Source organism: Streptomyces ambofaciens ATCC 23877, assembly GCF_001267885.1.
In the GTDB taxonomy this organism is placed as follows: Bacteria; Actinomycetota; Actinomycetes; order Streptomycetales; family Streptomycetaceae; genus Streptomyces; species Streptomyces ambofaciens.
Map to the genome: position 1 here is coordinate 3,228,811 of NZ_CP012382.1, position 22,604 is coordinate 3,251,414.

14 protein-coding genes and 3 rRNA genes are annotated in these 22,604 nt (G+C 69.1%); 6 read left to right on the forward strand and 11 right to left on the reverse strand.

The window, feature by feature from the left end; all coding sequences use genetic code 11:
* Position 1: 1 nt before the first annotated feature.
* The 7 genes from SAM23877_RS14355 to mtnA form a co-directional block, all read right to left on the reverse strand.
* Positions 2-757, reverse strand: a complete 756-nt coding sequence (locus SAM23877_RS14355) for a response regulator (RefSeq protein WP_053131992.1) — start codon at positions 755-757, stop codon at positions 2-4.
* A 221-nt stretch (positions 758-978) separates the two neighbouring features.
* Entirely contained in the window at positions 979-1,671 is a 693-nt protein-coding gene (gene hpf, locus SAM23877_RS14360; protein WP_053131995.1) for a ribosome hibernation-promoting factor, HPF/YfiA family, read from the reverse strand.
* Positions 1,672-1,984: 313 nt separating this feature from the next.
* Entirely contained in the window at positions 1,985-2,905 is a 921-nt protein-coding gene (locus tag SAM23877_RS14365) for a ComF family protein (RefSeq protein ID WP_053142466.1), read from the reverse strand.
* A gap of 138 nt (positions 2,906-3,043) precedes the next feature.
* Entirely contained in the window at positions 3,044-4,885 is a 1,842-nt protein-coding gene (locus tag SAM23877_RS14370; protein WP_053131997.1) for an LpqB family beta-propeller domain-containing protein, read from the reverse strand.
* Complete coding sequence (gene mtrB / locus SAM23877_RS14375) at positions 4,875-6,962, reverse strand: MtrAB system histidine kinase MtrB (RefSeq protein WP_053132000.1); 2,088 nt, start codon at positions 6,960-6,962, stop codon at positions 4,875-4,877. The genes SAM23877_RS14370 and mtrB overlap by 11 nt, the downstream gene beginning before the upstream one ends.
* Position 6,963: 1 nt before the next feature.
* Positions 6,964-7,653, reverse strand: coding sequence for a two-component system response regulator MtrA (mtrA, locus tag SAM23877_RS14380; RefSeq protein WP_003975799.1), 690 nt, complete (start codon positions 7,651-7,653; stop codon positions 6,964-6,966).
* Positions 7,654-7,657: 4 nt separating this feature from the next.
* The gene (mtnA, locus tag SAM23877_RS14385; protein ID WP_053132004.1) at positions 7,658-8,800 is read right to left on the reverse strand and encodes an S-methyl-5-thioribose-1-phosphate isomerase; all 1,143 of its coding nucleotides are present in this window, start codon (positions 8,798-8,800) and stop codon (positions 7,658-7,660) included.
* A gap of 140 nt (positions 8,801-8,940) precedes the next feature.
* Here mtnA and SAM23877_RS14390 point away from each other — a divergent pair, with 140 nt between their 5' ends.
* The 5 genes from SAM23877_RS14390 to SAM23877_RS14410 are packed head-to-tail and all read left to right on the forward strand — an operon-like array spanning position 8,941 to position 14,614.
* Positions 8,941-10,323, forward strand: a complete 1,383-nt coding sequence (locus SAM23877_RS14390; protein ID WP_053132006.1) for a DUF7847 domain-containing protein — start codon at positions 8,941-8,943, stop codon at positions 10,321-10,323.
* Positions 10,324-10,327: 4 nt separating this feature from the next.
* Positions 10,328-11,098 (forward strand): DUF4129 domain-containing protein, encoded by a 771-nt coding sequence (locus SAM23877_RS14395; protein WP_162492104.1) that lies wholly within the window; start codon positions 10,328-10,330, stop codon positions 11,096-11,098.
* Positions 11,095-12,315 (forward strand): DUF4350 domain-containing protein, encoded by a 1,221-nt coding sequence (locus SAM23877_RS14400; protein ID WP_053132009.1) that lies wholly within the window; start codon positions 11,095-11,097, stop codon positions 12,313-12,315. Before SAM23877_RS14395 ends, SAM23877_RS14400 begins: the two co-directional genes overlap by 4 nt.
* A complete protein-coding gene (locus SAM23877_RS14405) occupies positions 12,315-13,304 on the forward strand; it encodes an AAA family ATPase (RefSeq protein WP_079030203.1) in 990 nt (329 codons plus the stop codon). Before SAM23877_RS14400 ends, SAM23877_RS14405 begins: the two co-directional genes overlap by 1 nt.
* The gene (locus tag SAM23877_RS14410; protein ID WP_053132014.1) at positions 13,304-14,614 is read left to right on the forward strand and encodes a DUF58 domain-containing protein; all 1,311 of its coding nucleotides are present in this window, start codon (positions 13,304-13,306) and stop codon (positions 14,612-14,614) included. Before SAM23877_RS14405 ends, SAM23877_RS14410 begins: the two co-directional genes overlap by 1 nt.
* Before the next feature lie 116 nt (positions 14,615-14,730).
* Here SAM23877_RS14410 and rrf read toward each other — a convergent pair.
* The 4 genes from rrf to SAM23877_RS14430 all read right to left on the reverse strand — a co-directional run bounded on the left by rrf (position 14,731) and on the right by SAM23877_RS14430 (position 21,449).
* Positions 14,731-14,847 (reverse strand): 5S ribosomal RNA (gene rrf, locus SAM23877_RS14415).
* Between the two features lie 84 nt (positions 14,848-14,931).
* Positions 14,932-18,054: ribosomal RNA gene (locus tag SAM23877_RS14420) — 23S ribosomal RNA — on the reverse strand.
* Positions 18,055-18,359: 305 nt separating this feature from the next.
* Positions 18,360-19,887: ribosomal RNA gene (locus SAM23877_RS14425) — 16S ribosomal RNA — on the reverse strand.
* The 16S, 23S and 5S rRNA genes sit together here, the layout of an rRNA operon.
* Positions 19,888-20,441: 554 nt before the next feature.
* Positions 20,442-21,449, reverse strand: coding sequence for a stage II sporulation protein M (locus tag SAM23877_RS14430; RefSeq protein WP_053132017.1), 1,008 nt, complete (start codon positions 21,447-21,449; stop codon positions 20,442-20,444).
* A 126-nt stretch (positions 21,450-21,575) separates the two neighbouring features.
* Between SAM23877_RS14430 and SAM23877_RS14435 the strand changes: the two genes are divergently transcribed.
* Positions 21,576-22,559 carry an RDD family protein gene (locus SAM23877_RS14435; RefSeq protein ID WP_053132019.1) on the forward strand — a complete coding sequence of 328 codons (984 nt, stop codon included), beginning with the start codon at positions 21,576-21,578 and terminating at the stop codon, positions 22,557-22,559.
* Positions 22,560-22,604 lie beyond the last annotated feature (45 nt).

Here is a 22,604-nt window from a genome sequence, read left to right on the forward strand (position 1 = left end):
GTCACCGGATCTCGAGAATCTTCTCCCGCATCGCGTACACCACGGCCTCCATCCTGGAGTGCAGCTGCAGCTTCTCCAGGATGTTGCGCACGTGGTTCTTCACGGTGTTCTCGGAAATGAACAGTTCCTTGGCGATGTCCCGGTTGTTCATTCCCGTGGCGACGAGCTTGAGGACCTCCAGCTCGCGATCCGTGAGCCGCGGCGCGGGCACCAGCCGGCGTTCGTCGGTCCGCTGGATCATCGACTTGAACTCGGTGAGCAGTTTCGACGCCATGGAGGGGCTGATCTGCGACTGCCCGTCGGCCACCGCGCGAATCGCGGTGGCCACCTCGTCCGTCGAGATCTCCTTGAGGAGATAACCGGTCGCGCCCGCCTTGATCGCGTCGTAGAGGTCGGCCTCCTCGTCGCTGATCGTCAGCATGATGATCTTCGCGCTGGGGGCCACCTCCTTGATGGAGGTGCAGGCCTCGATCCCGCCCCGCTTCGGCATCCGCACGTCCATCAGGACGATGTCCGGCAGCAGGTCGGCGGCCTTCTCCACGGCCTCGGCGCCGTCCCCGGCCTCCCCGACGACCTGGATGTCCTCCTCGGCCGCGAGCACGATCTCCAGGCCGCGGCGGAACAGGGCGTGGTCGTCCACGACCAGGACCCTGATCGGCTCCTCGCGCGCGGGGCCCGCGTCCGGGCCCATGCCGTCGGCGCCGTCGTCGATCCCGTCGACGCCCTCGCCCCGCATCGGTCCGAAAGTCTCCGCCATCGTTCCTCCCCCTGAAGGCTGTGGCCCGAGGTCCTGAGCCATCGCCAACCCAGAGCAACGACCCACCGGTTGGGCCGTTGCCGCCATGATTCCATGCCCGGCCGACACCGGGGTGACGAGCGGCGACACGAAGGGGGGTCGCAACCCTCGCGCACCGTCGCACACCGGTGCCCCTGGGGGCGCACACGCGCTCCAGGGGCACCTGTTGTCATCCGGCGTCGTCAGCCGCCAAGCGCGTCTCCCGCCTCGGGAGCGTGCGACTGGGTGACCATCGTGTCCGTGGTGAGGTGGATCACGCCGTAGTCGTAGGCGTGCCGCCGGTAGACGACGCTGGGTTCCTTGGTCTCGGAGTCGACGAACAGGTAGAAGTCGTGCCCGACCAGCTCCATCTCGTAGAGCGCCTGGTCGAGGGTCATCGGCGCGGCCACATGGGTCTTCTCGCGAACGACGAGCGGGCCGTCGCCCTGCACCTCGAGCGAGCCGATCTTCTTGGTGGGGACGCCGTCCTGCTTCTCCTCCGGGACGATCTCGCCGTTCCCGTTCAGGGTCGCCGCGCCGGGGACGTGGTCGGCGACCTCGGCCGCCGGGATCCGGCGCGCTCCGCGACGCGAGAAGCGCTTGTCGTGCTGCTTGCGCAGCCGGGCGTCGAGCTTCTCCGCCGCCAGGTCGAGCGCCGCGTACGGGTCGCTCGCCGCTGCCTCCGCCCGGATCACCGGACCGCGGGAGCGGAGTGTGATCTCCACTCGGTCACAGCGGTCGGCCTGCCGGGGGTTCGGCTCCTTGGACACCTCGACGTCGAGGCTGATCACCTTGCCATCGAGCTTCTGGATCTTCTCCAGCTTCAGCTTCTCGGCCACGTGCTTCCGGAACCGCTCGGGCACCTCGGTCTTGCGGCCCTTGACGACGATGTCCACGCAGAACTCCGTTCCCGGATCACTCCGCTTCGACGGCGGAGCATCTCCCTTTCGCACCAGATTCCGGTCCGTCCCGGAACCTCGGACTCGGTGACTTCCACCTCCTCCCCCGCGGGCGGTATCTCCACTCCACCGGTGCGGGTGATGACGCGAGAACCCGCAGCACGGCATTCGGATTCGGGAGGTGTGGCCTGCGGCTTTGCCTCACAACCGAACATATCTCGCCCGGACGGAAGTCGTCACCCTCTACTGCGGCGTACCTCCGTTCCGGTGAATTAGCCCTCCCATTACCTGCAACGACTCAAGTTTCCAGTCAGTTCCGGTTTATTTCGAAGGCATCTGGTGACGCCGCGACCACTGCCGCGCAGATCTCTCGACGGATCACGCCATCGCCTCCGTTCGGACCCGCCATTCGGGGCCCGGTCTTCCGTTCCTCTCTGCCTTCCCCTGGCGCCGACGGATACACGGCCGATCTCGCGCTCACGTGCGTCCCCGGCCCCGCACGGCGCTCGGACACGGCCATCACTCCGGCGAGCGTCTCCCCCGTATCCGCCCGGGCCGTCGCCGCACGTACGGCGCGCGCCGCCTCCGCCAGCGACGCCCCCGTCGTCATGAGGTCGTCGACCAGGACGACGGGCCCACCGGCGCTCAGCAACCGGTCCCCGCCGGGGACGACCGCCAGCGCGCCGGCGAGGTTGTCCAGCCGCCGCCGGGCGTCGAGCCCCGACTGGTCGGCCACGGCACGCCGCTGGCGCAGTACGGGCACCACCCGGGCGGACGTCCCGTCCCGCCGCAGCTCCCCGGCGGCCGTGAGGGCGATCCGCCGCGCCGGGTCGTGCCCGCGCCGCCGCACCGCCCGGCGCGCGGACGGCACGGGCACCAGCAGCACCGGCCCCCGCCCGGCCGAGGCCGTCGCCGCCCCACCGGCGTCCCCGCGCACCTCCCGCAGCCCTGCCCGCACGGCCCCCGCCAGCGCCGCGCCGAGCGGTGCCGTGAGAGCCAGCGCGCCCCGTTCCTTGTGGGCCAGCAGCGCGGCCCGCACCGCGTCCGCGTACCGCGCCGCGGCATGCACGACCGGCAGCCCGGGCGGCTCCGGCACCGGCCGCACCCGGCTCGGCGCGGAACCGCTCAGGGCCGCACGGCACCCCGCGCACAGCACGGCCCGAGCGCTGCCGCAGCCGCCGCACTCGGCCGGCAGCACCAGGTCCTTGAGGTCCCGCCACCATTCCCGCACGGCCACCACTGTGCCAACGCCCGCACGGCTCGACCAGGCCTGTGGAAAACGCCGGAGAGCCTCCTGTGGACAACTCCGCGCTCCGGCCTCCGCGCCCCGCTCACACGGGTGCGCACCCGCACCGCGACGTCCGGGGCCTCACCCGGGATAGACCGGCGCCGTCCCTTCCGTCACCTTCTGCCACTGCAGTCCGGACGGCAGCCGGACGATCAGGTCCTCCGAGTACGCCACCAGCGGCAGCTGCTCGTCCTCCGTCGCGGCGATCTCCTTCACGCCGGTCAGGGCGGCGGGCACCGACGCCTCCGGCGTGGAACCGTCCACCTGCACGTATCCGATCTGCTGAACGCCCCCGCGCTCACGCCCGACCACCACGAGCCGGCTGTCCCCGGCCCAGGACATGGCCGTGACCTCTTCCAGCTCGGGGGTGGCGGAGCGCAGTTCGAGGACGGTGACCGCGGGCGGACCGCCGGCCTTCCCGTCCCGCTCGATCCGACCGATGAGCAGCGAGCGCTCGTCGTCCTTCTCCACGATCAGCGCGATCCGCACGCCGTCGGCCGCCACGCGTACCGACTGGACCCGCCCGTCCAGCCCCGGCGTCCGCACCTCCACCGGCGCGCCCGCGCCCTTCTCCAGCAGCAGCAACCGGGGGTCGGCCGGGTCGCGGTCGGCGATCCACAGATCCCCCTGCGCGTCCCAGCTGGGCGGCGTCAGCCGGTCCGTCTCCGACTTGCCCTTGCTGACCAGCACCGGGTCGCCCAGCGAACCCCCCGACACCAGCGATCCGACGTACAGCGACTTGTTGTCGAGGCCGATCCCGGCCGCGCTGTGCTCGTCCCGCGACACCGCCACCGACCGCAGGGCCGCCGCGCCCTCGCCCAGCGCGCCGGGGACGCGTTCCGCCCGGGTCCCGTTGCTGCCGGCGGCGATACGGACCAGGCGGTCCTCGTCGTCGATGAAGTACAGGTAGTCGGGCCGCTGGGCCGAACCGCGCGTCGCGACCGCCTCCGCGCGGTCCTCGGTCAGCGAGCAGAGCTGCTCACGGCCCGAGCGCAGCTCGACCTCGTCCACCACCGGAGTGAGGTTCTGCAGGGTGAACAGGAGTTGCGCCGCCATCTCGTCGCACTTGCCCGCTCCCACCCCCGACGCCCTGTCGTTCAGCCGCACCGTCAGCTTGTTGTGCTCGTCGGGGGTCAGCGAGTCGACGTTCTCCGCGAGCGCCGTACCGGTCGGGAAGCTGGAGCGCACCACAGGCCCGAGCAGGCTCGTCGGGCCGCTGATCAGGGACCGCACCACCTGGGTCATGGGGTCCACGAGCCGGCGCACGTACACCGGATCGGCGACGGCGGCCGGCTGCGCACGCGTACCGGCCTGGGTCGTGGGAGCCGTGTTCGAGGCGAAGTAGTACTTGTTGACGGACATGTAGGTGCGCTGGAAGTCCGACTTGCCCATGATGACGCCCTGCGGCACGGAGTCGATGCGCCACTGCCCGCTCTTGCCGTCCCGGGTGAGGTGGACCGGTTCGCGGTACTGGCCGTCCGTCGGCGCGTACGACTGCTGGGCGTCCACCGTGGCGACCCGGGCGCCGGTCAGCGTGACCGAGTAGTCGTTGGCCTCCTCACGGCTCCCGGAGTGGTCCGACTCGGTTCCCGGCCCGCCCGCGAGCACCGTCGTGGACCGCTCCGGCTCCCAGGTCTTCGCGGCCTCGCCCGTCAGGTACTGGCGCGCCGTCTCGTAGTGCGGTTCGTTGCTGGTGAGCGCCTCCAGGAAGCCCTGCACGATCTCCGTGGGCGAGTCGCCGTCCCGCGGCGGCATCGCGAAGACCCGCACCTGCGGGTCCTGGCGCGGCGTGGAGTCCACCCCGCGCAGGTCCCCGCTGTCGGGCATGGACGCACACCCCGCCAGCAGTACGACGCCGCAGACGGCGTACGCCACCGAGCGGGCCGGCAACCGCCGACCGCTCCCCCCGCGGTCAGCGCCCACGAGATGCCTCCCCTTGCCTGCTCGTTTCCTCCGGCCCGGCGTCCGGCCGGTTCGCCGCCTCGTGCGCGGGCCCGGCGTCCTGCCTCCGGGCGCCCGACACGGGCCGCGGCACCACGCGCGCGCCGTTGCCGGGCATCGCCGTCGGATCGGCCGTGGGGGCCGCCGTGGCCGTTCGCGGGGGTATCGGGCCCCGCGCGGACACCGCGTCCTGTCCACCCGTCGCCTGCGCCGGGACGCCGGCCGCCCGGTCGCCGCCGCGCGGCGGACCGGCGTCACGGGCGCCGGCGTCGTCGACACCGGCGTCGTGCAGCCCGCGGTTGCGGCGTGAGTCCGCCGGCTCCAGCGGTATCGGTGAGCCCCGCAACGGCTCGTCCGCGGTCCTGGGCAGCGTCAGCCGGAACTGCGAGCCGCCGCCCGGCTCGCCCCAGGCCTGCAGCCAGCCGCCGTGCAGCCGCGCGTCCTCCAGGGCGATGGACAGCCCCAGTCCCGTACCGCCGGTGGTACGCGCGCGTGCCGGGTCGGCCCGCCAGAAGCGGCTGAAGACCCGGGTGGCCTCGCCGGGCTTGAGCCCGACCCCGTAGTCGCGCACCGCGACGGCGACCGCGCCGCCCGCGGCGGCGAGCTTGACGTCGACGTCCCGCCCCTCGCCGTGCTCGACGGCGTTGACGACGAGGTTGCGCAGCACCCGCTCCACGCGCCGGGCGTCCGCCTCGGCCACCACGGGCTGCTGGTCGCCGACGACGCGTATCCGCGTGCCCTTGCGCTCGGCAAGCGGCTCGGCGCCGCTGACGACCCGCCGTACGACCTCCCTGAGGTCTATCGGCTCCGCCTCCAGCGCCGCGGCGCCCGCGTCGAAGCGGCTGATCTCCAGCAGGTCCGCGAGCAGCGTCTCGAACCGGTCCAGCTGGTCGGCGAGCAGCTCCGCCGACCGCGCGGTCACCGGATCGAAGTCCACGCGCGCGTCGTGGATGACGTCGGCGGCCATCCGCACGGTCGTCAGCGGGGTGCGCAACTCGTGCGAGACGTCGGAGACGAACCGCCGCTGCATCCGCGAGAGGTCCTCGAGCTGGCTGATCTTCAACTGGAGGTTCTGCGCCATCTTGTTGAAGGCCTCGCCGAGCCGCGCGATGTCGTCCTCGCCGGTGACCTTCATCCGTTCCTGGAGCCGCCCGGCGGACAGCCGCTCGGCGATGCTCGCCGCCATCCGCACCGGCGTGACGACCTGCCGCACCACGAGCCACGCGATGGCCCCCAGCAGGACCACGACGAACAGCCCGGCCGTCGCCAGCGTCCCGCGGACCAGGCTCAGCGACTCCTCCTCCTGGGTCAGCGGGAAGAGGTAGTACAGCTGGTACGGCTCACCGTTCGGGTCGTTGACCTGCTTGCCGATGACCAGGCCGGGCTGAGAGGCGTCGTCGGAGTCGTAGGCGATCCGCGTGTAGCTCTGGGCCGCCGCCGTGTCGCCGTCGATCCGCTCCCGCAGCTCCTCGGGCACGCTCTGCGACCAGTTGACGAGGCCGGAGGCGCGCGGCCCGCGACCGCTGCCGCTGTCCCCGCCCATGGGGAGCGTGACCACGTCGAAGGCGCCCTGGCCACCGCTGGACAGCGACTTCACCAGTTCACTCATCCACTGGATGACGTTCTGCGGGGAACGGCCGTCCACGGGAGCTCCGTCGTCGCCGCCGACGCTCGCCGCCTCCTCGGCCTTCTGCTTGGCCACCGCGAAACCGCCGGTGGCCTGGCTCTGGGACGCCTTCACCTTGGCGTCCAGCAGGCCGTTGCGGACCTGCCCGATCACCACGAAACCGAGTAGCAGCACCACGCCCAGCGACATCAGCAGCGTGGTCACGACGACCTTGAGCTGGATGTTGCGCCGCCACAGCCGCATCACGGGCAGCAGGGGACGCCGGACCCAGCGCATGAACAGCCGGAGCACCGGACTGCCCTGCACCCCGCCGTGCAGCAGCCCGCCGTCCAGCAGCCGGCGCCAACGGGAACCGGCGGGCGGGTGGCCGACAGGCCGTCCGGCGCGGGCCCCGGACCGGCCGGGCGCCGAAGCGGCACTGTCCCTGCTCATGTCAGCTCGGTCCCGCCTTGTAACCGACGCCACGGACGGTCACCACGATCTCCGGCTTCTCCGGGTCCTTCTCGACCTTGGAGCGCAGCCGCTGGACGTGCACGTTGACCAGCCGGGTGTCGGCCGCGTGCCGGTAGCCCCAGACCTGCTCGAGGAGCACTTCGCGCGTGAACACCTGCCACGGCTTGCGGGCCAGCGCCACCAGCAGGTCGAACTCCAGCGGCGTCAGCGCGATCGACTGCCCGTCCCGCTTCACGGAGTGACCGGCCACGTCGATGACCAGGTCGCCTATGGCGAGCTGCTCCGGCGCCGGCTCCTCGGACCTCCTCAGACGCGCCCGGATACGGGCCACCAGCTCCTTCGGCTTGAACGGCTTCACGATGTAGTCGTCGGCACCCGACTCGAGACCCACCACGACATCGACGGTGTCACTCTTCGCCGTCAGCATCACGATCGGCACACCCGACTCCGCCCTGATCAGGCGGCATACCTCGATGCCGTCCCGACCGGGCAGCATCAGATCGAGCAGCACCAGGTCAGGCTTGGTCTCCCGGAAGGCGGCCAGCGCCTTGTCGCCGTCGGCTACGAACGATGGCTCAAAACCCTCACCACGCAGCACAATGCCGAGCATCTCGGCCAGTGCGGTGTCGTCGTCGACGACAAGGACTCGTCCCTTCATAAACGACATCATCCCATTAGCTAATCGTTACCTGTCGTGACCTGGCACACAGCTCGGCCAGGGCGTCGGCCGTCACGGGCGAAACCACGCCCTCCTCGGTGACGATCGCCGTCACCAACTCGGGCGGGGTCACGTCGAACGCCGGGTTGTACGCCTGGGTCCCCAGGGGTGCCACCGGAATCCCGCCTCCCGCTCCCGTCACCGGCACCTGGGGCGCTGTGATCTCGGTCACTTCGTACCCCGGACGCTGTTCGATCTCGATGGCGGCCCCGTCCGCCGTGCCCTGATCCACCGTCGTGAGCGGTGCCACCACGATGAAGGGCACATGGTGGTACCTCGCGAGCACGGCGAGCGGATAGCTCCCCACCTTGTTCGCCACCGAACCGTCGGCCGCGATGCGGTCCGCCCCGATGAGCACCGCGTCCACCTCACCCGCCGCGAACAGCGAACCGGCCGCGTTGTCGGTGAGCAAGGTGTACGCCATGCCGTTGCGGGCCGCCTCGTATGCCGTCAGGCGAGCACCTTGCAGCAACGGACGCGTTTCGTCCACCCACAGGCGCCTCAGCCGCCCCGCCCGGTGCGCCGCGAGCGCGACCGCGAAGGCGGTCCCCTCACCGCCCGACACCAGTGAACCGCTGTTGCAGTGCGTGAGGACCCGGTGCCCGCCGGCGGGCAGCAGCTCGTCCAGCAGGGCCGACCCGTGCGCGGCCATCCGGACGCTGGCCTCGGCGTCCTCCCGGTGCAGGGCCCTGGCCGCGGCCAGCGCGGCCGCGGCGGCCTGCCGGGTGTCGCCGGTCCTGGTCAGCGCCTCCTGGTGGGCCGCCTGCGCACGGCCCACCCCCACGGCGAGGTTCGCCGCGGTGGGGCGGGCCCCCGCCAGCGCGGCCGCGGCCTCCTCCACCTCGAAGCCCCGGACGGCGGCAAGCGCGACGCCGTAGGCGCCCGCGATGCCGAGCAGCGGTGCCCCGCGCACGGCGAGCGAGCGGATCGCCTCCACGAGCGCTGACGGGTCCGTGCAGACCAGCTCGACCTCCTCGACCGGCAGCCTGGTCTGGTCCAGCAGGACCAGCACCGGGCCCTCTGGTGGTTCCTCCCAGCGCAGTGCCGGGATCTCGGTCGGCCGCATGTCCTCGCCGCTTCGCGCGTCCTGATCAGCCATGCGGTCAGTCTGCCCCCTATCCGGCGGACAATTGAAGGTGCGCAGCCCATACCGCGCCCGGTCCGCAGCCGACCACCCCATGGCACGATGGCTGCCACACTGCCGCCGCGCCCGCGGACGGGCACCGTGAAGGAGCGACGATGAACGACACTCCGGGCTGGGCCTCGCCCGGATCCGCCCCGTCCGACGGGCGGGAGCCCGGCGCGTCCGGCCCCGCCGAGCCCGCCGACCGCCCCGGCGTCCCCGACCAGCCCGCGCGGCCGGCGGACGAGCCGGGCGCGGAACCGACGGGCCCCGGCACGAAGTGGTCCAAGGAGCAGCCGCCCCCCGGCCAGTGGTCGGCGCCGACCGGCCCCGGCCAGACCCCGCCGCCCCCACCGCCGAACCAGGGCTGGGGCGCCCCGCCCCCGGGCGGGCCCGGCGGCGGCTACGGCGGGCCCGGCGTCCCGGGCGGCTACGGCGGCCAGGGCGGGTCCTACGGCGGTTACGGCCCTCCCGGTGGACCCGGCGGCTGGGGAGGCGGCTGGGGCGGTCCCCCGCCCGCGGCCAAGCCCGGCGTGATCCCGCTCCGTCCGCTCGGCGTCGGCGAGATCCTCGACGGCGCCGTCTCCACCATGCGCACCTACTGGCGCACGGTCCTCGGTATCTCGCTGACCGTCGCGGTGCTCACGGAGATCGTCGTCGTGCTGCTCCAGGGCCTCGTCCTGGACGACACCAGCGCCGAGGCCCTGAACGACCCCGACGCCACCCTCGGTGAACTCGGCGACGCCCTGACCGAAACCACGATCAACTCGGGTGTCGTCTTCCTGATCTCCCTGATCGGCACCGTCCTGGCCACCGCCCTGCTGACGACCGTCACCAGTCGCGCCGTGCTCGGCAGGTCGGTGACGATCGGTGAGGCCTGGCGGGACGCCCGCCCCCAGGTGGCGAAGCTGTTCGGCCTGATCGTCCTGCTGCTGCTCATCGTCGCGGGCATCGTCACGGTCGGTATGGCCCCGGGCCTCCTCGTGTCCGCCGCGGGGGGCGGTGACGCGGGCCTGGCCCTGGCCGTGCTGGGCGCTCTGGCGGCCGGTGTCGTCACGGTGTGGCTCATGGTCCGCCTCTCGCTGGCCTCCCCCGCCCTGATGCTGGAGAAGCAGGGCATCAAGCAGGCGATGAGCCGCTCCCTGAAGCTGGTCCGCGGCTCCTGGTGGCGGGTCTTCGGCATCCAGCTGCTCGCGACGATCATCGCGAACGTCGTCGCGTCGATCATCGTCATCCCCTTCGCCTTCCTCGCCGCGGCCCTCGGCAGCGACGGCATCGGCGGCTTCCTCGACGGCACCGGGGACCTCGGCTGGACGTTCCTCATCGTCAGCGGCATCGGCTCGGTGATCGGCTCCATGATCACCTTCCCGATCACGGCGGGCGTCACCGTGCTGCTCTACATCGACCAGCGCATCCGCCGCGAGGCCCTCGACCTCGAACTGGCCCGTGCCGCCGGCCTCCCGGGTTCCGGCGCCTCCGGCACCACTCCGGGGAGCTGATGCGGTGAGCCCGACGGGGGGAGTGCTCACAGAGGTGCTGTCACGAGCCGCCGTACGGACGTCGCCGCACGCCGGCGACGCCTCCGTGCTGTCGCTGCCGCGGGCCGGTGACGAACCGCCGGTGACGATCCCGCGCGACCCCGCGCGGGAGGCGGCCCGCGACGAGTTGTCCAAGCGGATGTACCACGAGAACGACCCCAGCTGGTTCCAGCGGGCCCTGAACGCCTTCTGGGACTGGATCGACGAGCTGTTCAACACCGCGTCCACCGCGACGCCCGGGGGGACGCTCGGCCTGGTCGTCATCATCGTGGCCGTCCTCGCGGTGCTGGGTGCCCTCTGGTGGCGCCTGGGCACCCCGCGCCGCGGGCCGGTCTCCGCCCCCGCCCTGTTCGACGACCGTCCTCGCAGCGCCGCCGACCACCGTGCCGCGGCCGAGGCACACGCCGCCCAGCGGCACTGGAACCAGGCCGTCCAGGAGCGCATGCGGGCCGTCGTCCGAGCCCTGGAGGAACGAGCCCTGCTGGACATCCGCCCCGGCCGCACCGCCGACGAGGCGGCCACCGAGGCCGGCCGCGCCCTGCCCGCCCACGGCGACCGGCTGCGCGCCGCGGCCCGGGACTTCGACGACGTCGCGTACGGCGGCCGCCCCGGCACCGAGCAGTCGTACCGGCGCCTGACCGAACTCGACCGGGACCTGGAACGCAGCAAGCCGCAGCCGGTGGCCGGCACGGTCGGCAACGGGGACTCGAACACCTCCTGGGGAGCCGCCGGATGACCACCGAGGCCACGCTCCCCACCACCTCGGCCTCGCCCACCGCCCGCCAGGTGTGGACCCGCACGCGGGGCATCGCGCTCGCGCTCGTCGTGCTGCTCGCCGGTGCCGTCGCGATCGCCGTCGTCCGCTCCGACGCCCGGCACGGAGAACTCGACCCGCGCTCCGCCGACCCCTTCGGCAGCCGGGCGGTCGCCGAACTCCTCGCCGACCGGGGTGTGTCCACGCGCGTGGTGACCACCCTGGACGACGCACGCGCCGCGGCCGGCCCGGACACCACGCTCCTCGTCGCCGTCCCCGACCTGCTGACCGGACGTCAGCAGACGCAGCTGCACGCGGCGACCGAGGGCTCGGGCGGCCGTACCCTCCTGGTGGCCCCCGGCGGTCCCGCCGTCGAACGCCTCGCCCCGGGCGTCACCGCGGATCCCGCGCTCAGCTTCGACTCCACACTGGCCCCCGACTGCGCCCTGCCGGCCGCCCGGCGCGCGGGCACCGCAGACACCGGCGGCATCCGCTACAGCAGCGACCACATCGAAGCCGAAGCCTGCTACCCCAGCCGGCGCCTGGCCACCCTGCTGCGCATCCCGGACGCGTCCGCGGAGGCAGCCCAGGAGGGCACGCCGGGTGACACCGTCGTCCTGGGCGCCCCCGACATCCTCTACAACAACCACCTCGACGAGCACGGCAACGCCTCGCTCGCCCTGCAACTCCTCGGCTCCCGCGACCACCTGGTCTGGTACCTCCCCTCGCTCACCGACGCCACCACCCCGGACGACGAACGCAGCTTCTTCGACCTGCTCCCCTCCGGCTGGCTCTGGGGCACCCTGCAACTCTTCGTCGCCGCGGCCCTCGCGGCCCTGTGGCGGGCACGCCGGCTCGGCCCCCTGGTGCCGGAGAACCTCCCCGTGGCGATCCGCGCCTCCGAGACCGTGGAAGGCCGCGCCCGCCTCTACCGCAAGGCGAACGCCCGCGACCGCGCGGCCACCGCTCTTCGCTCCGCCACCCGCACCCGCCTCGCCCCCCTCGTAGGCGTCCCCGTCACCCAGGCGCACACGCCCGAGGCCCTGCTCCCCGCCCTGTCCGCCCACCTCACCGGTGAACACGGCGGCGGACAGGCCCTGCACGCCCTCCTCTTCGGCCCGCCGCCCGGCGACGACGCGGCCCTCACAGCCCTCGCCGACCAACTCGACGCCCTCGAAAGAGAGGTACGCCGTCCATGATGGACCCGACCACTGACAACGCCGGGCGGACCGGAGGCCCGGGCGACGCCCGCGCCTCCCTGGAAGCCCTGCGCGCCGAGATCGCGAAGGCCGTGGTCGGCCAGGACGCCGCCGTCACCGGTCTCGTCGTAGCGCTCCTGTGCCGCGGCCACGTGCTCCTGGAAGGCGTCCCCGGAGTCGCCAAGACCCTCCTCGTGCGCGCCCTCGCCGCCGCCACCGAACTCGACACCAAGCGCGTCCAGTTCACCCCGGACCTGATGCCCAGCGACGTCACCGGCTCCCTCGTCTACGACGCCCGCACCGCCGAGTTCTCCTTCCAGGCCGGCCCCGCGTTCACCAACCTCCTGCTCGCCGACGAGATCAACCGCACGCCGCCGAAGACCCAGTCGTCCCTCCTGGAAGCCATGGAGGAACGCCAGATCACGGTCGACGGCACGCCCCGTCCCCTCCCCGAGCCCTTCCTGGTCGCGGCGACCCAGAACCCGGTCGAGTACGAGGGCACCTATCCCCTGCCGGAAGCCCAGCTGGACCGCTTCCTCCTCAAGCTCACCGTCCCCCTCCCCTCCCGGCAGGACGAGATCGACGTCCTCACCCGCCATGCCTCGGGCTTCAACCCGCGCGACCTGCGCGCCGCCGGCGTACGCCCCGTGGCGAGCGCCGCCGACCTGGAAGCCGCCCGCGCGGAGGTCGCCAAGACGACCGTCTCCCCCGAGATCACGGGGTACGTCGTCGACATCTGCCGGGCCACCCGCGAGTCGCCGTCCCTCACCCTCGGCGTGTCTCCGCGCGGAGCCACGGCCCTGCTCTCGACGGCCCGCGCGTGGGCCTGGCTGACGGGCCGCGACTACGTCACCCCCGACGACGTGAAGGCCCTGGCCCTCCCCACCCTCCGGCACCGGGTGCAGCTCCGTCCGGAGGCCGAGATGGAGGGCGTGACCACGGACTCCGTGATCAACGCGATCCTCGCCCACGTCCCCGTGCCCCGCTGATGGCCCTCACCGGACGCGCCGCGCTCCTCGCGGCCCTGGGTTCCGTCCCGATCGGCATCTGGGAACCGAGCCTGACGGGCATTCTCGCGGTCAACGTCCCGCTGGCCGCTGCCTGCGCCTGCGACTTCGCCCTGGCCGCCCCGGTACGGCGGCTGCGCCTGTCCCGCAGCGGCGACACATCCACCCGTCTGGGCGACGCCGCCGACGTCATGCTGACGGTCACCAACCCGTCCGCCCGCCCGCTCCGGGCTCATCTCCGCGACGCCTGGCCGCCCAGCAGTTGGCTGCCCGGCGCGGAGACGGCGGCCTCCCGGCACCGGGTGACGGTGCCCGCCGGTGAACGCCGACGCGTCACCACTCGTCTGCGGCCGACGCGCCGCGGCGACCACCGGTCGGACCGCGTCACCATCCGCTCGTACGGCCCCCTGGGTCTCTTCACCCGCCAGGGCACCCACCGAGTCCCCTGGACGGTACGCGTCCTGCCCCCCTTCGCCAGCCGCAAGCACCTTCCCTCGAAGCTGTCCCGCCTGCGCGAACTCGACGGCCGCACGAGCGTGCTCACCCGCGGCGAGGGGACGGAGTTCGACAGCCTGCGTGAGTACGTCCCCGGCGACGACACCCGTTCCATCGACTGGCGGGCGACGGCCCGCCAGACCGGCGTCGCCGTACGCACCTGGCGCCCTGAGCGGGACCGACACATCCTTCTCGTCCTGGACACCGGCCGCACCTCCGCCGGCCGTGTCGGTGACGCCCCCCGGCTGGACGCCTCCATGGACGCCGCCCTACTCCTGGCCGCGCTGGCCTCCCGCGCCGGCGACCGCGTCGACCTTCTCGCGTACGACCGCCGGGTGCGCGCCCTCGTCCAGGGCCGCACGGCGGGTGACGTGCTCCCGTCCCTGGTCAACGCGATGGCCACGCTGGAAGCGGAGCTCGTGGAGACCGACGCCCGCGGCCTCACCGCCACGGCCCTGCGCTCGGCCCCTCGCCGTTCCCTGGTCGTTCTGCTCACGACGCTCGACGCCGCCCCGGTCGAGGAGGGACTTCTCCCCGTCCTGCCTCAGCTGACTCAGCGCCATACGGTGCTCCTGGCGTCGGTGGCGGACCCGCAGATCGCCCGGATGGCCAGGGCTCGCGGCACCACGGACGCGGTCTACGAGGCCGCGGCGGCCGCACAGGCCCAGTCGGAACGTGACCGCACCGCCGACCAGCTCCGCCGGCACGGCGTCACGGTGGTAGACGCGACTCCTGACAACCTCGCGCCCGCCCTGGCCGACGCGTATCTGGAACTGAAGGCAGCAGGACGTCTATGACCGGCGGGGCACCACGCCCCGCCGCTCTTCCAAAGATCTCCGAAACGCCTCCGGAATTCCCCTAGAACGCAGAAAACCCCGCACCGTTCCCGGTGCGGGGTTTCCTCGCAATGATTGTTCGGCGGCGTCCTACTCTCCCACAGGGTCCCCCCTGCAGTACCATCGGCGCTGTAAGGCTTAGCTTCCGGGTTCGGAATGTAACCGGGCGTTTCCCTAACGCTATGACCACCGAAACACTATGAAACTGACAACCGCACCATGTGTGGCACATGGGGTTGTTCGTGGTTTCAGAACCAACACAGTGGACGCGAGCAAATGAGGACAAGCCCTCGGCCTATTAGTACCGGTCACCTCCACACCTTGCGGTGCTTCCAGATCCGGCCTATCAACCCAGTCGTCTACTGGGAGCCTTAACCCCTCAAGGGGGTGGGAGTCCTCATCTCGAAGCAGGCTTCCCGCTTAGATGCTTTCAGCGGTTATCCCTCCCGAACGTAGCCAACCAGCCATGCCCTTGGCAGGACAACTGGCACACCAGAGGTTCGTCCGTCCCGGTCCTCTCGTACTAGGGACAGCCCTTCTCAAGACTCCTACGCGCACAGCGGATAGGGACCGAACTGTCTCACGACGTTCTAAACCCAGCTCGCGTACCGCTTTAATGGGCGAACAGCCCAACCCTTGGGACCGACTCCAGCCCCAGGATGCGACGAGCCGACATCGAGGTGCCAAACCATCCCGTCGATATGGACTCTTGGGGAAGATCAGCCTGTTATCCCCGGGGTACCTTTTATCCGTTGAGCGACGGCGCTTCCACAAGCCACCGCCGGATCACTAGTCCCGACTTTCGTCCCTGCTCGACCCGTCGGTCTCACAGTCAAGCTCCCTTGTGCACTTACACTCAACACCTGATTGCCAACCAGGCTGAGGGAACCTTTGGGCGCCTCCGTTACTCTTTAGGAGGCAACCGCCCCAGTTAAACTACCCATCAGACACTGTCCCTGATCCGGATCACGGACCCAGGTTAGACATCCAGCACGACCAGACTGGTATTTCAACGACGACTCCACCCACACTGGCGTGCGAGCTTCAAAGTCTCCCAGCTATCCTACACAAGCCGAACCGAACACCAATATCAAACTGTAGTAAAGGTCCCGGGGTCTTTCCGTCCTGCTGCGCGAAACGAGCATCTTTACTCGTAGTGCAATTTCACCGGGCCTATGGTTGAGACAGTCGAGAAGTCGTTACGCCATTCGTGCAGGTCGGAACTTACCCGACAAGGAATTTCGCTACCTTAGGATGGTTATAGTTACCACCGCCGTTTACTGGCGCTTAAGTTCTCAGCTTCGCCCCACCGAAATGGAGCTAACCGGTCCCCTTAACGTTCCAGCACCGGGCAGGCGTCAGTCCGTATACATCGCCTTACGGCTTCGCACGGACCTGTGTTTTTAGTAAACAGTCGCTTCTCGCTGGTCTCTGCGGCCACCCCCAGCTCAGACCGTAAAGATCATCACCAGGTGTGGCCCCCCTTCTCCCGAAGTTACGGGGGCATTTTGCCGAGTTCCTTAACCATAGTTCACCCGAACGCCTCGGTATTCTCTACCTGACCACCTGAGTCGGTTTAGGGTACGGGCCGCCATGAAACTCGCTAGAGGCTTTTCTCGACAGCATAGGATCATCCACTTCACCACAATCGGCTCGGCATCAGGTCTCAGCCTTGTGTGCGACGGATTTACCTACCGCACGGCCTACACCCTTACCCCGGGACAACCACCGCCCGGGATGGACTACCTTCCTGCGTCACCCCATCACTCACCTACTAACCGCTTGGTCCGGCGGCTCCACCACTCCCCTCAACTCCGAAGAGATCAGGGCGGCTTCACGGCCTTAGCATCACGATGCTCGATGTTTGACGCTTCACAGCGGGTACCGGAATATCAACCGGTTATCCATCGACTACGCCTGTCGGCCTCGCCTTAGGTCCCGACTTACCCTGGGCAGATCAGCTTGACCCAGGAACCCTTAGTCAATCGGCGCAAACGTTTCTCACGTTTGTATCGCTACTCATGCCTGCATTCTCACTCGTGAACCGTCCACAACTCGCTTCCGCGGCTGCTTCACCCGGCACACGACGCTCCCCTACCCATCCATACAGGCGTTGGCCCTAATGTATGAATGACACGACTTCGGCGGTACGCTTGAGCCCCGCTACATTGTCGGCGCGGAATCACTAGACCAGTGAGCTATTACGCACTCTTTCAAGGGTGGCTGCTTCTAAGCCAACCTCCTGGTTGTCTGTGCGACTCCACATCCTTTCCCACTTAGCGTACGCTTAGGGGCCTTAGTCGATGCTCTGGGCTGTTTCCCTCTCGACCATGGAGCTTATCCCCCACAGTCTCACTGCCGCGCTCTCACTTACCGGCATTCGGAGTTTGGCTAAGGTCAGTAACCCGGTAGGGCCCATCGCCTATCCAGTGCTCTACCTCCGGCAAGAAACACACGACGCTGCACCTAAATGCATTTCGGGGAGAACCAGCTATCACGGAGTTTGATTGGCCTTTCACCCCTAACCACAGGTCATCCCCCAGGTTTTCAACCCTGGTGGGTTCGGTCCTCCACGAAGTCTTACCTCCGCTTCAACCTGCCCATGGCTAGATCACTCCGCTTCGGGTCTTGAGCGTGCTACTGAAACGCCCTATTCGGACTCGCTTTCGCTACGGCTTCCCCACTCGGGTTAACCTCGCAACACACCGCAAACTCGCAGGCTCATTCTTCAAAAGGCACGCAGTCACGAGACACCAAGCAAGCTTGATGTCCGACGCTCCCACGGCTTGTAGGCACACGGTTTCAGGTACTATTTCACTCCGCTCCCGCGGTACTTTTCACCATTCCCTCACGGTACTATCCGCTATCGGTCACCAGGGAATATTTAGGCTTAGCGGGTGGTCCCGCCAGATTCACACGGGATTTCTCGGGCCCCGTGCTACTTGGGTGTCTCTCAAACGAGCCGCTGATGTTTCGACTACGGGGGTCTTACCCTCTACGCCGGACCTTTCGCATGTCCTTCGCCTACATCAACGGTTTCTGACTCGCCTCACAGCCGGCAGACTGTGAAAGAGAGATCCCACAACCCCGCACACGCAACCCCTGCCGGGTCTCACACGTATACGGTTTGGCCTCATCCGGTTTCGCTCGCCACTACTCCCGGAATCACGGTTGTTTTCTCTTCCTGCGGGTACTGAGATGTTTCACTTCCCCGCGTTCCCTCCACACTGCCTATGTGTTCAGCAGCGGGTGACAGCCCATGACGACTGCCGGGTTTCCCCATTCGGAAACCCCCGGATCAAAGCCTGGTTGACGGCTCCCCGGGGACTATCGTGGCCTCCCACGTCCTTCATCGGTTCCTGGTGCCAAGGCATCCACCGTGCGCCCTTAAAAACTTGGCCACAGATGCTCGCGTCCACTGTGCAGTTCTCAAACAACGACCAACCACCCATCACCCCGGGACAACATCCCGAGTGCACTGGGGCCGGCACTGAAAGCAGGCCAACGGCCGTACCCTCAGATACCCAACAGCGTGCCCGACACGAACCACTCTCAGGACTCACGTTCCACGCCGAAGCAGTACTAGTGATCCATCAAGCCGATCGTGCCGAGTAGTCAACGTTCCACCCATGAGCAACCAGCATCAGACATTCGCTGATGTACTGGCCTCTGAACCAGGCAAGCCTGGCTTAGAAGTGCTCCTTAGAAAGGAGGTGATCCAGCCGCACCTTCCGGTACGGCTACCTTGTTACGACTTCGTCCCAATCGCCAGTCCCACCTTCGACAGCTCCCTCCCACAAGGGGTTGGGCCACCGGCTTCGGGTGTTACCGACTTTCGTGACGTGACGGGCGGTGTGTACAAGGCCCGGGAACGTATTCACCGCAGCAATGCTGATCTGCGATTACTAGCGACTCCGACTTCATGGGGTCGAGTTGCAGACCCCAATCCGAACTGAGACCGGCTTTTTGAGATTCGCTCCACCTCGCGGTATCGCAGCTCATTGTACCGGCCATTGTAGCACGTGTGCAGCCCAAGACATAAGGGGCATGATGACTTGACGTCGTCCCCACCTTCCTCCGAGTTGACCCCGGCGGTCTCCCGTGAGTCCCCAACACCCCGAAGGGCTTGCTGGCAACACGGGACAAGGGTTGCGCTCGTTGCGGGACTTAACCCAACATCTCACGACACGAGCTGACGACAGCCATGCACCACCTGTACACCGACCACAAGGGGGGCACTATCTCTAATGCTTTCCGGTGTATGTCAAGCCTTGGTAAGGTTCTTCGCGTTGCGTCGAATTAAGCCACATGCTCCGCCGCTTGTGCGGGCCCCCGTCAATTCCTTTGAGTTTTAGCCTTGCGGCCGTACTCCCCAGGCGGGGCACTTAATGCGTTAGCTGCGGCACGGACAACGTGGAATGTTGCCCACACCTAGTGCCCACCGTTTACGGCGTGGACTACCAGGGTATCTAATCCTGTTCGCTCCCCACGCTTTCGCTCCTCAGCGTCAGTATCGGCCCAGAGATCCGCCTTCGCCACCGGTGTTCCTCCTGATATCTGCGCATTTCACCGCTACACCAGGAATTCCGATCTCCCCTACCGAACTCTAGCCTGCCCGTATCGACTGCAGACCCGGGGTTAAGCCCCGGGCTTTCACAACCGACGTGACAAGCCGCCTACGAGCTCTTTACGCCCAATAATTCCGGACAACGCTTGCGCCCTACGTATTACCGCGGCTGCTGGCACGTAGTTAGCCGGCGCTTCTTCTGCAGGTACCGTCACTTTCGCTTCTTCCCTGCTGAAAGAGGTTTACAACCCGAAGGCCGTCATCCCTCACGCGGCGTCGCTGCATCAGGCTTTCGCCCATTGTGCAATATTCCCCACTGCTGCCTCCCGTAGGAGTCTGGGCCGTGTCTCAGTCCCAGTGTGGCCGGTCGCCCTCTCAGGCCGGCTACCCGTCGTCGCCTTGGTGAGCCACTACCTCACCAACAAGCTGATAGGCCGCGGGCTCATCCTGCACCGCCGGAGCTTTCGAACCGCCTGGATGCCCAAGCGGATCAGTATCCGGTATTAGACCCCGTTTCCAGGGCTTGTCCCAGAGTGCAGGGCAGATTGCCCACGTGTTACTCACCCGTTCGCCACTAATCCCCCACCGAAGTGGTTCATCGTTCGACTTGCATGTGTTAAGCACGCCGCCAGCGTTCGTCCTGAGCCAGGATCAAACTCTCCGTGAATGCTTTACATCACGGGAGCGGAACAGTCGGAGGAATAATCCGACCGTTCACAGCGTCCTCGCTGTATTTTTTCAAAGGAACCTCAACCCGATCAGAGATCCGATCAGGTCGGGGTATCAACATATCTGGCGTTGACTTTTGGCACGCTGTTGAGTTCTCAAGGAACGGACGCTTCCTTTGTACTCACCCGAGAGACTCTCTCAGGCTTTCCTTCGGGCGCTTCCCTTCGGTCTTGCGTTTCCGACTCTATCAGATCTTTCCGATCCGATTTCCTCGGTGCTTTCCAGGTTCTCGCTTTCGCGTTTCCCTTTCCGGCGGTTCCGACTTTATCAGAAGTTCCGGGCTGGTCTGACCGGCCGTTCTTTTCCGATTAATCGGGAGAGTGCTCCGTCGAATTCTGTGATTCGGGAGGAAGCAGATAGTTTCTCAAGGTCGCCCTCCGGGATGAACCCATCTACAGGCAACTGTTTGAATCTACCTCCCCGCTCGCTCCGTGTCAACGGCTCTTGCGGGAACGAAGAGGACACTAGCAGCTCGCCGGGGGCTGATGCACATCAGGCGACCGTCGGCACGGTGGCGCTGCGCTCGGACACCTCGACGTCCCCCGTGTCACCGGCCCGCACGGCACGTCCGCCCAGGACGTAGACGTAGGCGAGGAAGGCCAGCTCGGCGACGACTCCGATGGTGATGCGCGCCCAGGTGGGCAGGCCGGAAGGGGTGACGAAGCCTTCGATCGCACCGGAGACGAAGAGGACCAGCGCGAGACCGATCGCCATGCCGATGGCGGCTCGGCCTTCTTCCGCGAGGGCGACGCGCCGGGTGCGCGGGCCCGGGTCGATGAGGGTCCAGCCCAGGCGCAGCCCGGTGCCGGCGGCGACGAACACGGCGGTCAGTTCGAGCAGGCCGTGCGGGAGGACGAGGCCCAGGAAGGTGTCGAGGCGGCCGGCCGAGGACATGAGGCCGAAGCCGACGCCCAGGTTGAGCATGTTCTGGAACAGGATCCAGATGACCGGCAGGCCGAGGAAGACCCCGAGGATCAGGCAGAGCGCGGCGGCCCAGGCGTTGTTCGTCCAGACCTGCGCGGCGAAGGAGGCCGCGGGGTGGCTGGAGTAGTACGTCTCGTACTGGCCGCCGGGGCGGGTCAGCTCGCGCAGTTCGCTGGGCGCCGCGATCGTGGACTGCACCTCCGGGTGGGTGCCGATCCACCAGCCCAGGAGCGCCGCGACAGCGGTCGACAGGAGGGCGGTGGGGACCCACCAGTGGCGGGCCCGGTAGACGGCGGCCGGAAACTGCTGGGTCAGGAATCGGGTGACGTCGCGCCAGGAGGCTCGGCGGGTGCCCGTCACCACGCTGCGCGCGCGGGCCACCAACTGGCTGAGTCTCCCGGTGAGCTGCGGGTCGGGCGCACTGGACTGGATGAGGGAGAGGTGGGTGGCCGTGCGCTGGTAGAGGGCGACGAGTTCGTCGGTCTCGGCGCCGGTCAACCGGCGCCGGCGCCGGAGCAGCGCGTCGAGGCGGTCCCACTCCGCGCGGTGGGCGGAGACGAAGACGTCGAGGTCCATCGGTGTGCCTGCTCCTCGGCTATCGTCAGCGGCTCGTCGTGGATCAGCTTGTCGTACTGCGGCGCGGTGTGTCCTCAGCTTGGCAGACTGGCGGGGACGGGGGCGGTGAGGGGAAGGGCGGCAGGCGTGAGTGAGCTGGTGACGGGTGAGGCGGTGGCGCTGGAGCTGCGTCCCGCGCGGCTGCCCAGCAGGGCGCTGGCCGTCCTGCTCGATCTGGCCGTGGCCGTGGCCGTCTACGTGGCGGTGACCGTCGCGCTGGTGGCGTCCACCGCCTCCTTGGACATGGCGGCGCAGACCGCGCTGTCGATCGCGGCGTTCGTCCTCGTGCTGGTGGGCGGGCCGATCGCGGTGGAGACGCTGAGCCATGGGCGCTCGCTCGGGAAGATGGCCTGCGGTCTGCGGGTGGTGCGGGACGACGGCGGGCCGGTCAGGTTCCGGCACTCGCTGGTGCGGGGTCTGATCGGGGTGATCGAGATCCTGATGACCTTCGGCGTGGTCGCCTGTATCGCCTCGCTGGTGTCGGCGCGGGGGCGGCGGCTCGGTGACGTGTTCGCGGGGACGCTGGTCGTGCGCGAGCGGGTGCCCGTCGCGCAGGCGGGCTTCCTGCCGCCGCCCCCACCCTGGCTGGCCGGTCGGTTCGCCGAGCTGGATCTGTCGGCGGTGCCCGACGATCTGTGGCTCGCCGTCCGCCAGTGCCTGACACGGATGGGGCAGCTGGACCCCCGGGTCGGCTGGGCCATGGCGGAACGGCTCGCCGCCGATGTGGCGGCCCGTACGGGGGCGCCGGCGCCGCAGGGGGTTCCGCCGGCCGCCTATCTGGCGGCGGTGGTGCAGGAACGGCAGGTCCGGGAGGCCCGGCGGGCTTTCGGGGCCGCGAAGGGGGGCGGAGGACCCGCGGTGGCGGCTCCCGCGGCTCCCTCTCCGCAGGCCTCCCCGGTGGCGCCACCGCTGCCGCCGTGGGCGGCGCCCTCGCCGGCGGCCTCCGCGGTGCCCCCGGTCGGGCCTCCCGGGGCGCCGCCGGCCGGCCCCGCGCGGGGAGGCGGGCCCGAGGGGACGCGGGAGACGCCGTCGGACGGCCGACCGGGCACCGGGTTCGTGCCTCCGGCGTAGGCGGGGCGGGCGGTGCCGGGGCGGTCCCGCAGGGCTGTGCGCCCG

Coding starts and splice junctions, on each gene's coding strand:
- SAM23877_RS14355 (WP_053131992.1), bottom strand. CDS start 757: ATGGCGGAGACTTTCGGACCGATGCGGGGCGAGGGCGTCGACGGGATC.
- mtrB (WP_053132000.1), bottom strand. CDS start 6,962: ATGAGCAGGGACAGTGCCGCTTCGGCGCCCGGCCGGTCCGGGGCCCGC.
- mtrA (WP_003975799.1), bottom strand. CDS start 7,653: ATGATGTCGTTTATGAAGGGACGAGTCCTTGTCGTCGACGACGACACC.
- mtnA (WP_053132004.1), bottom strand. CDS start 8,800: ATGGCTGATCAGGACGCGCGAAGCGGCGAGGACATGCGGCCGACCGAG.
- SAM23877_RS14390 (WP_053132006.1), top strand. CDS start 8,941: ATGAACGACACTCCGGGCTGGGCCTCGCCCGGATCCGCCCCGTCCGAC.
- SAM23877_RS14400 (WP_053132009.1), top strand. CDS start 11,095: ATGACCACCGAGGCCACGCTCCCCACCACCTCGGCCTCGCCCACCGCC.
- SAM23877_RS14405 (WP_079030203.1), top strand. CDS start 12,315: ATGGACCCGACCACTGACAACGCCGGGCGGACCGGAGGCCCGGGCGAC.
- SAM23877_RS14410 (WP_053132014.1), top strand. CDS start 13,304: ATGGCCCTCACCGGACGCGCCGCGCTCCTCGCGGCCCTGGGTTCCGTC.
- SAM23877_RS14430 (WP_053132017.1), bottom strand. CDS start 21,449: ATGGACCTCGACGTCTTCGTCTCCGCCCACCGCGCGGAGTGGGACCGC.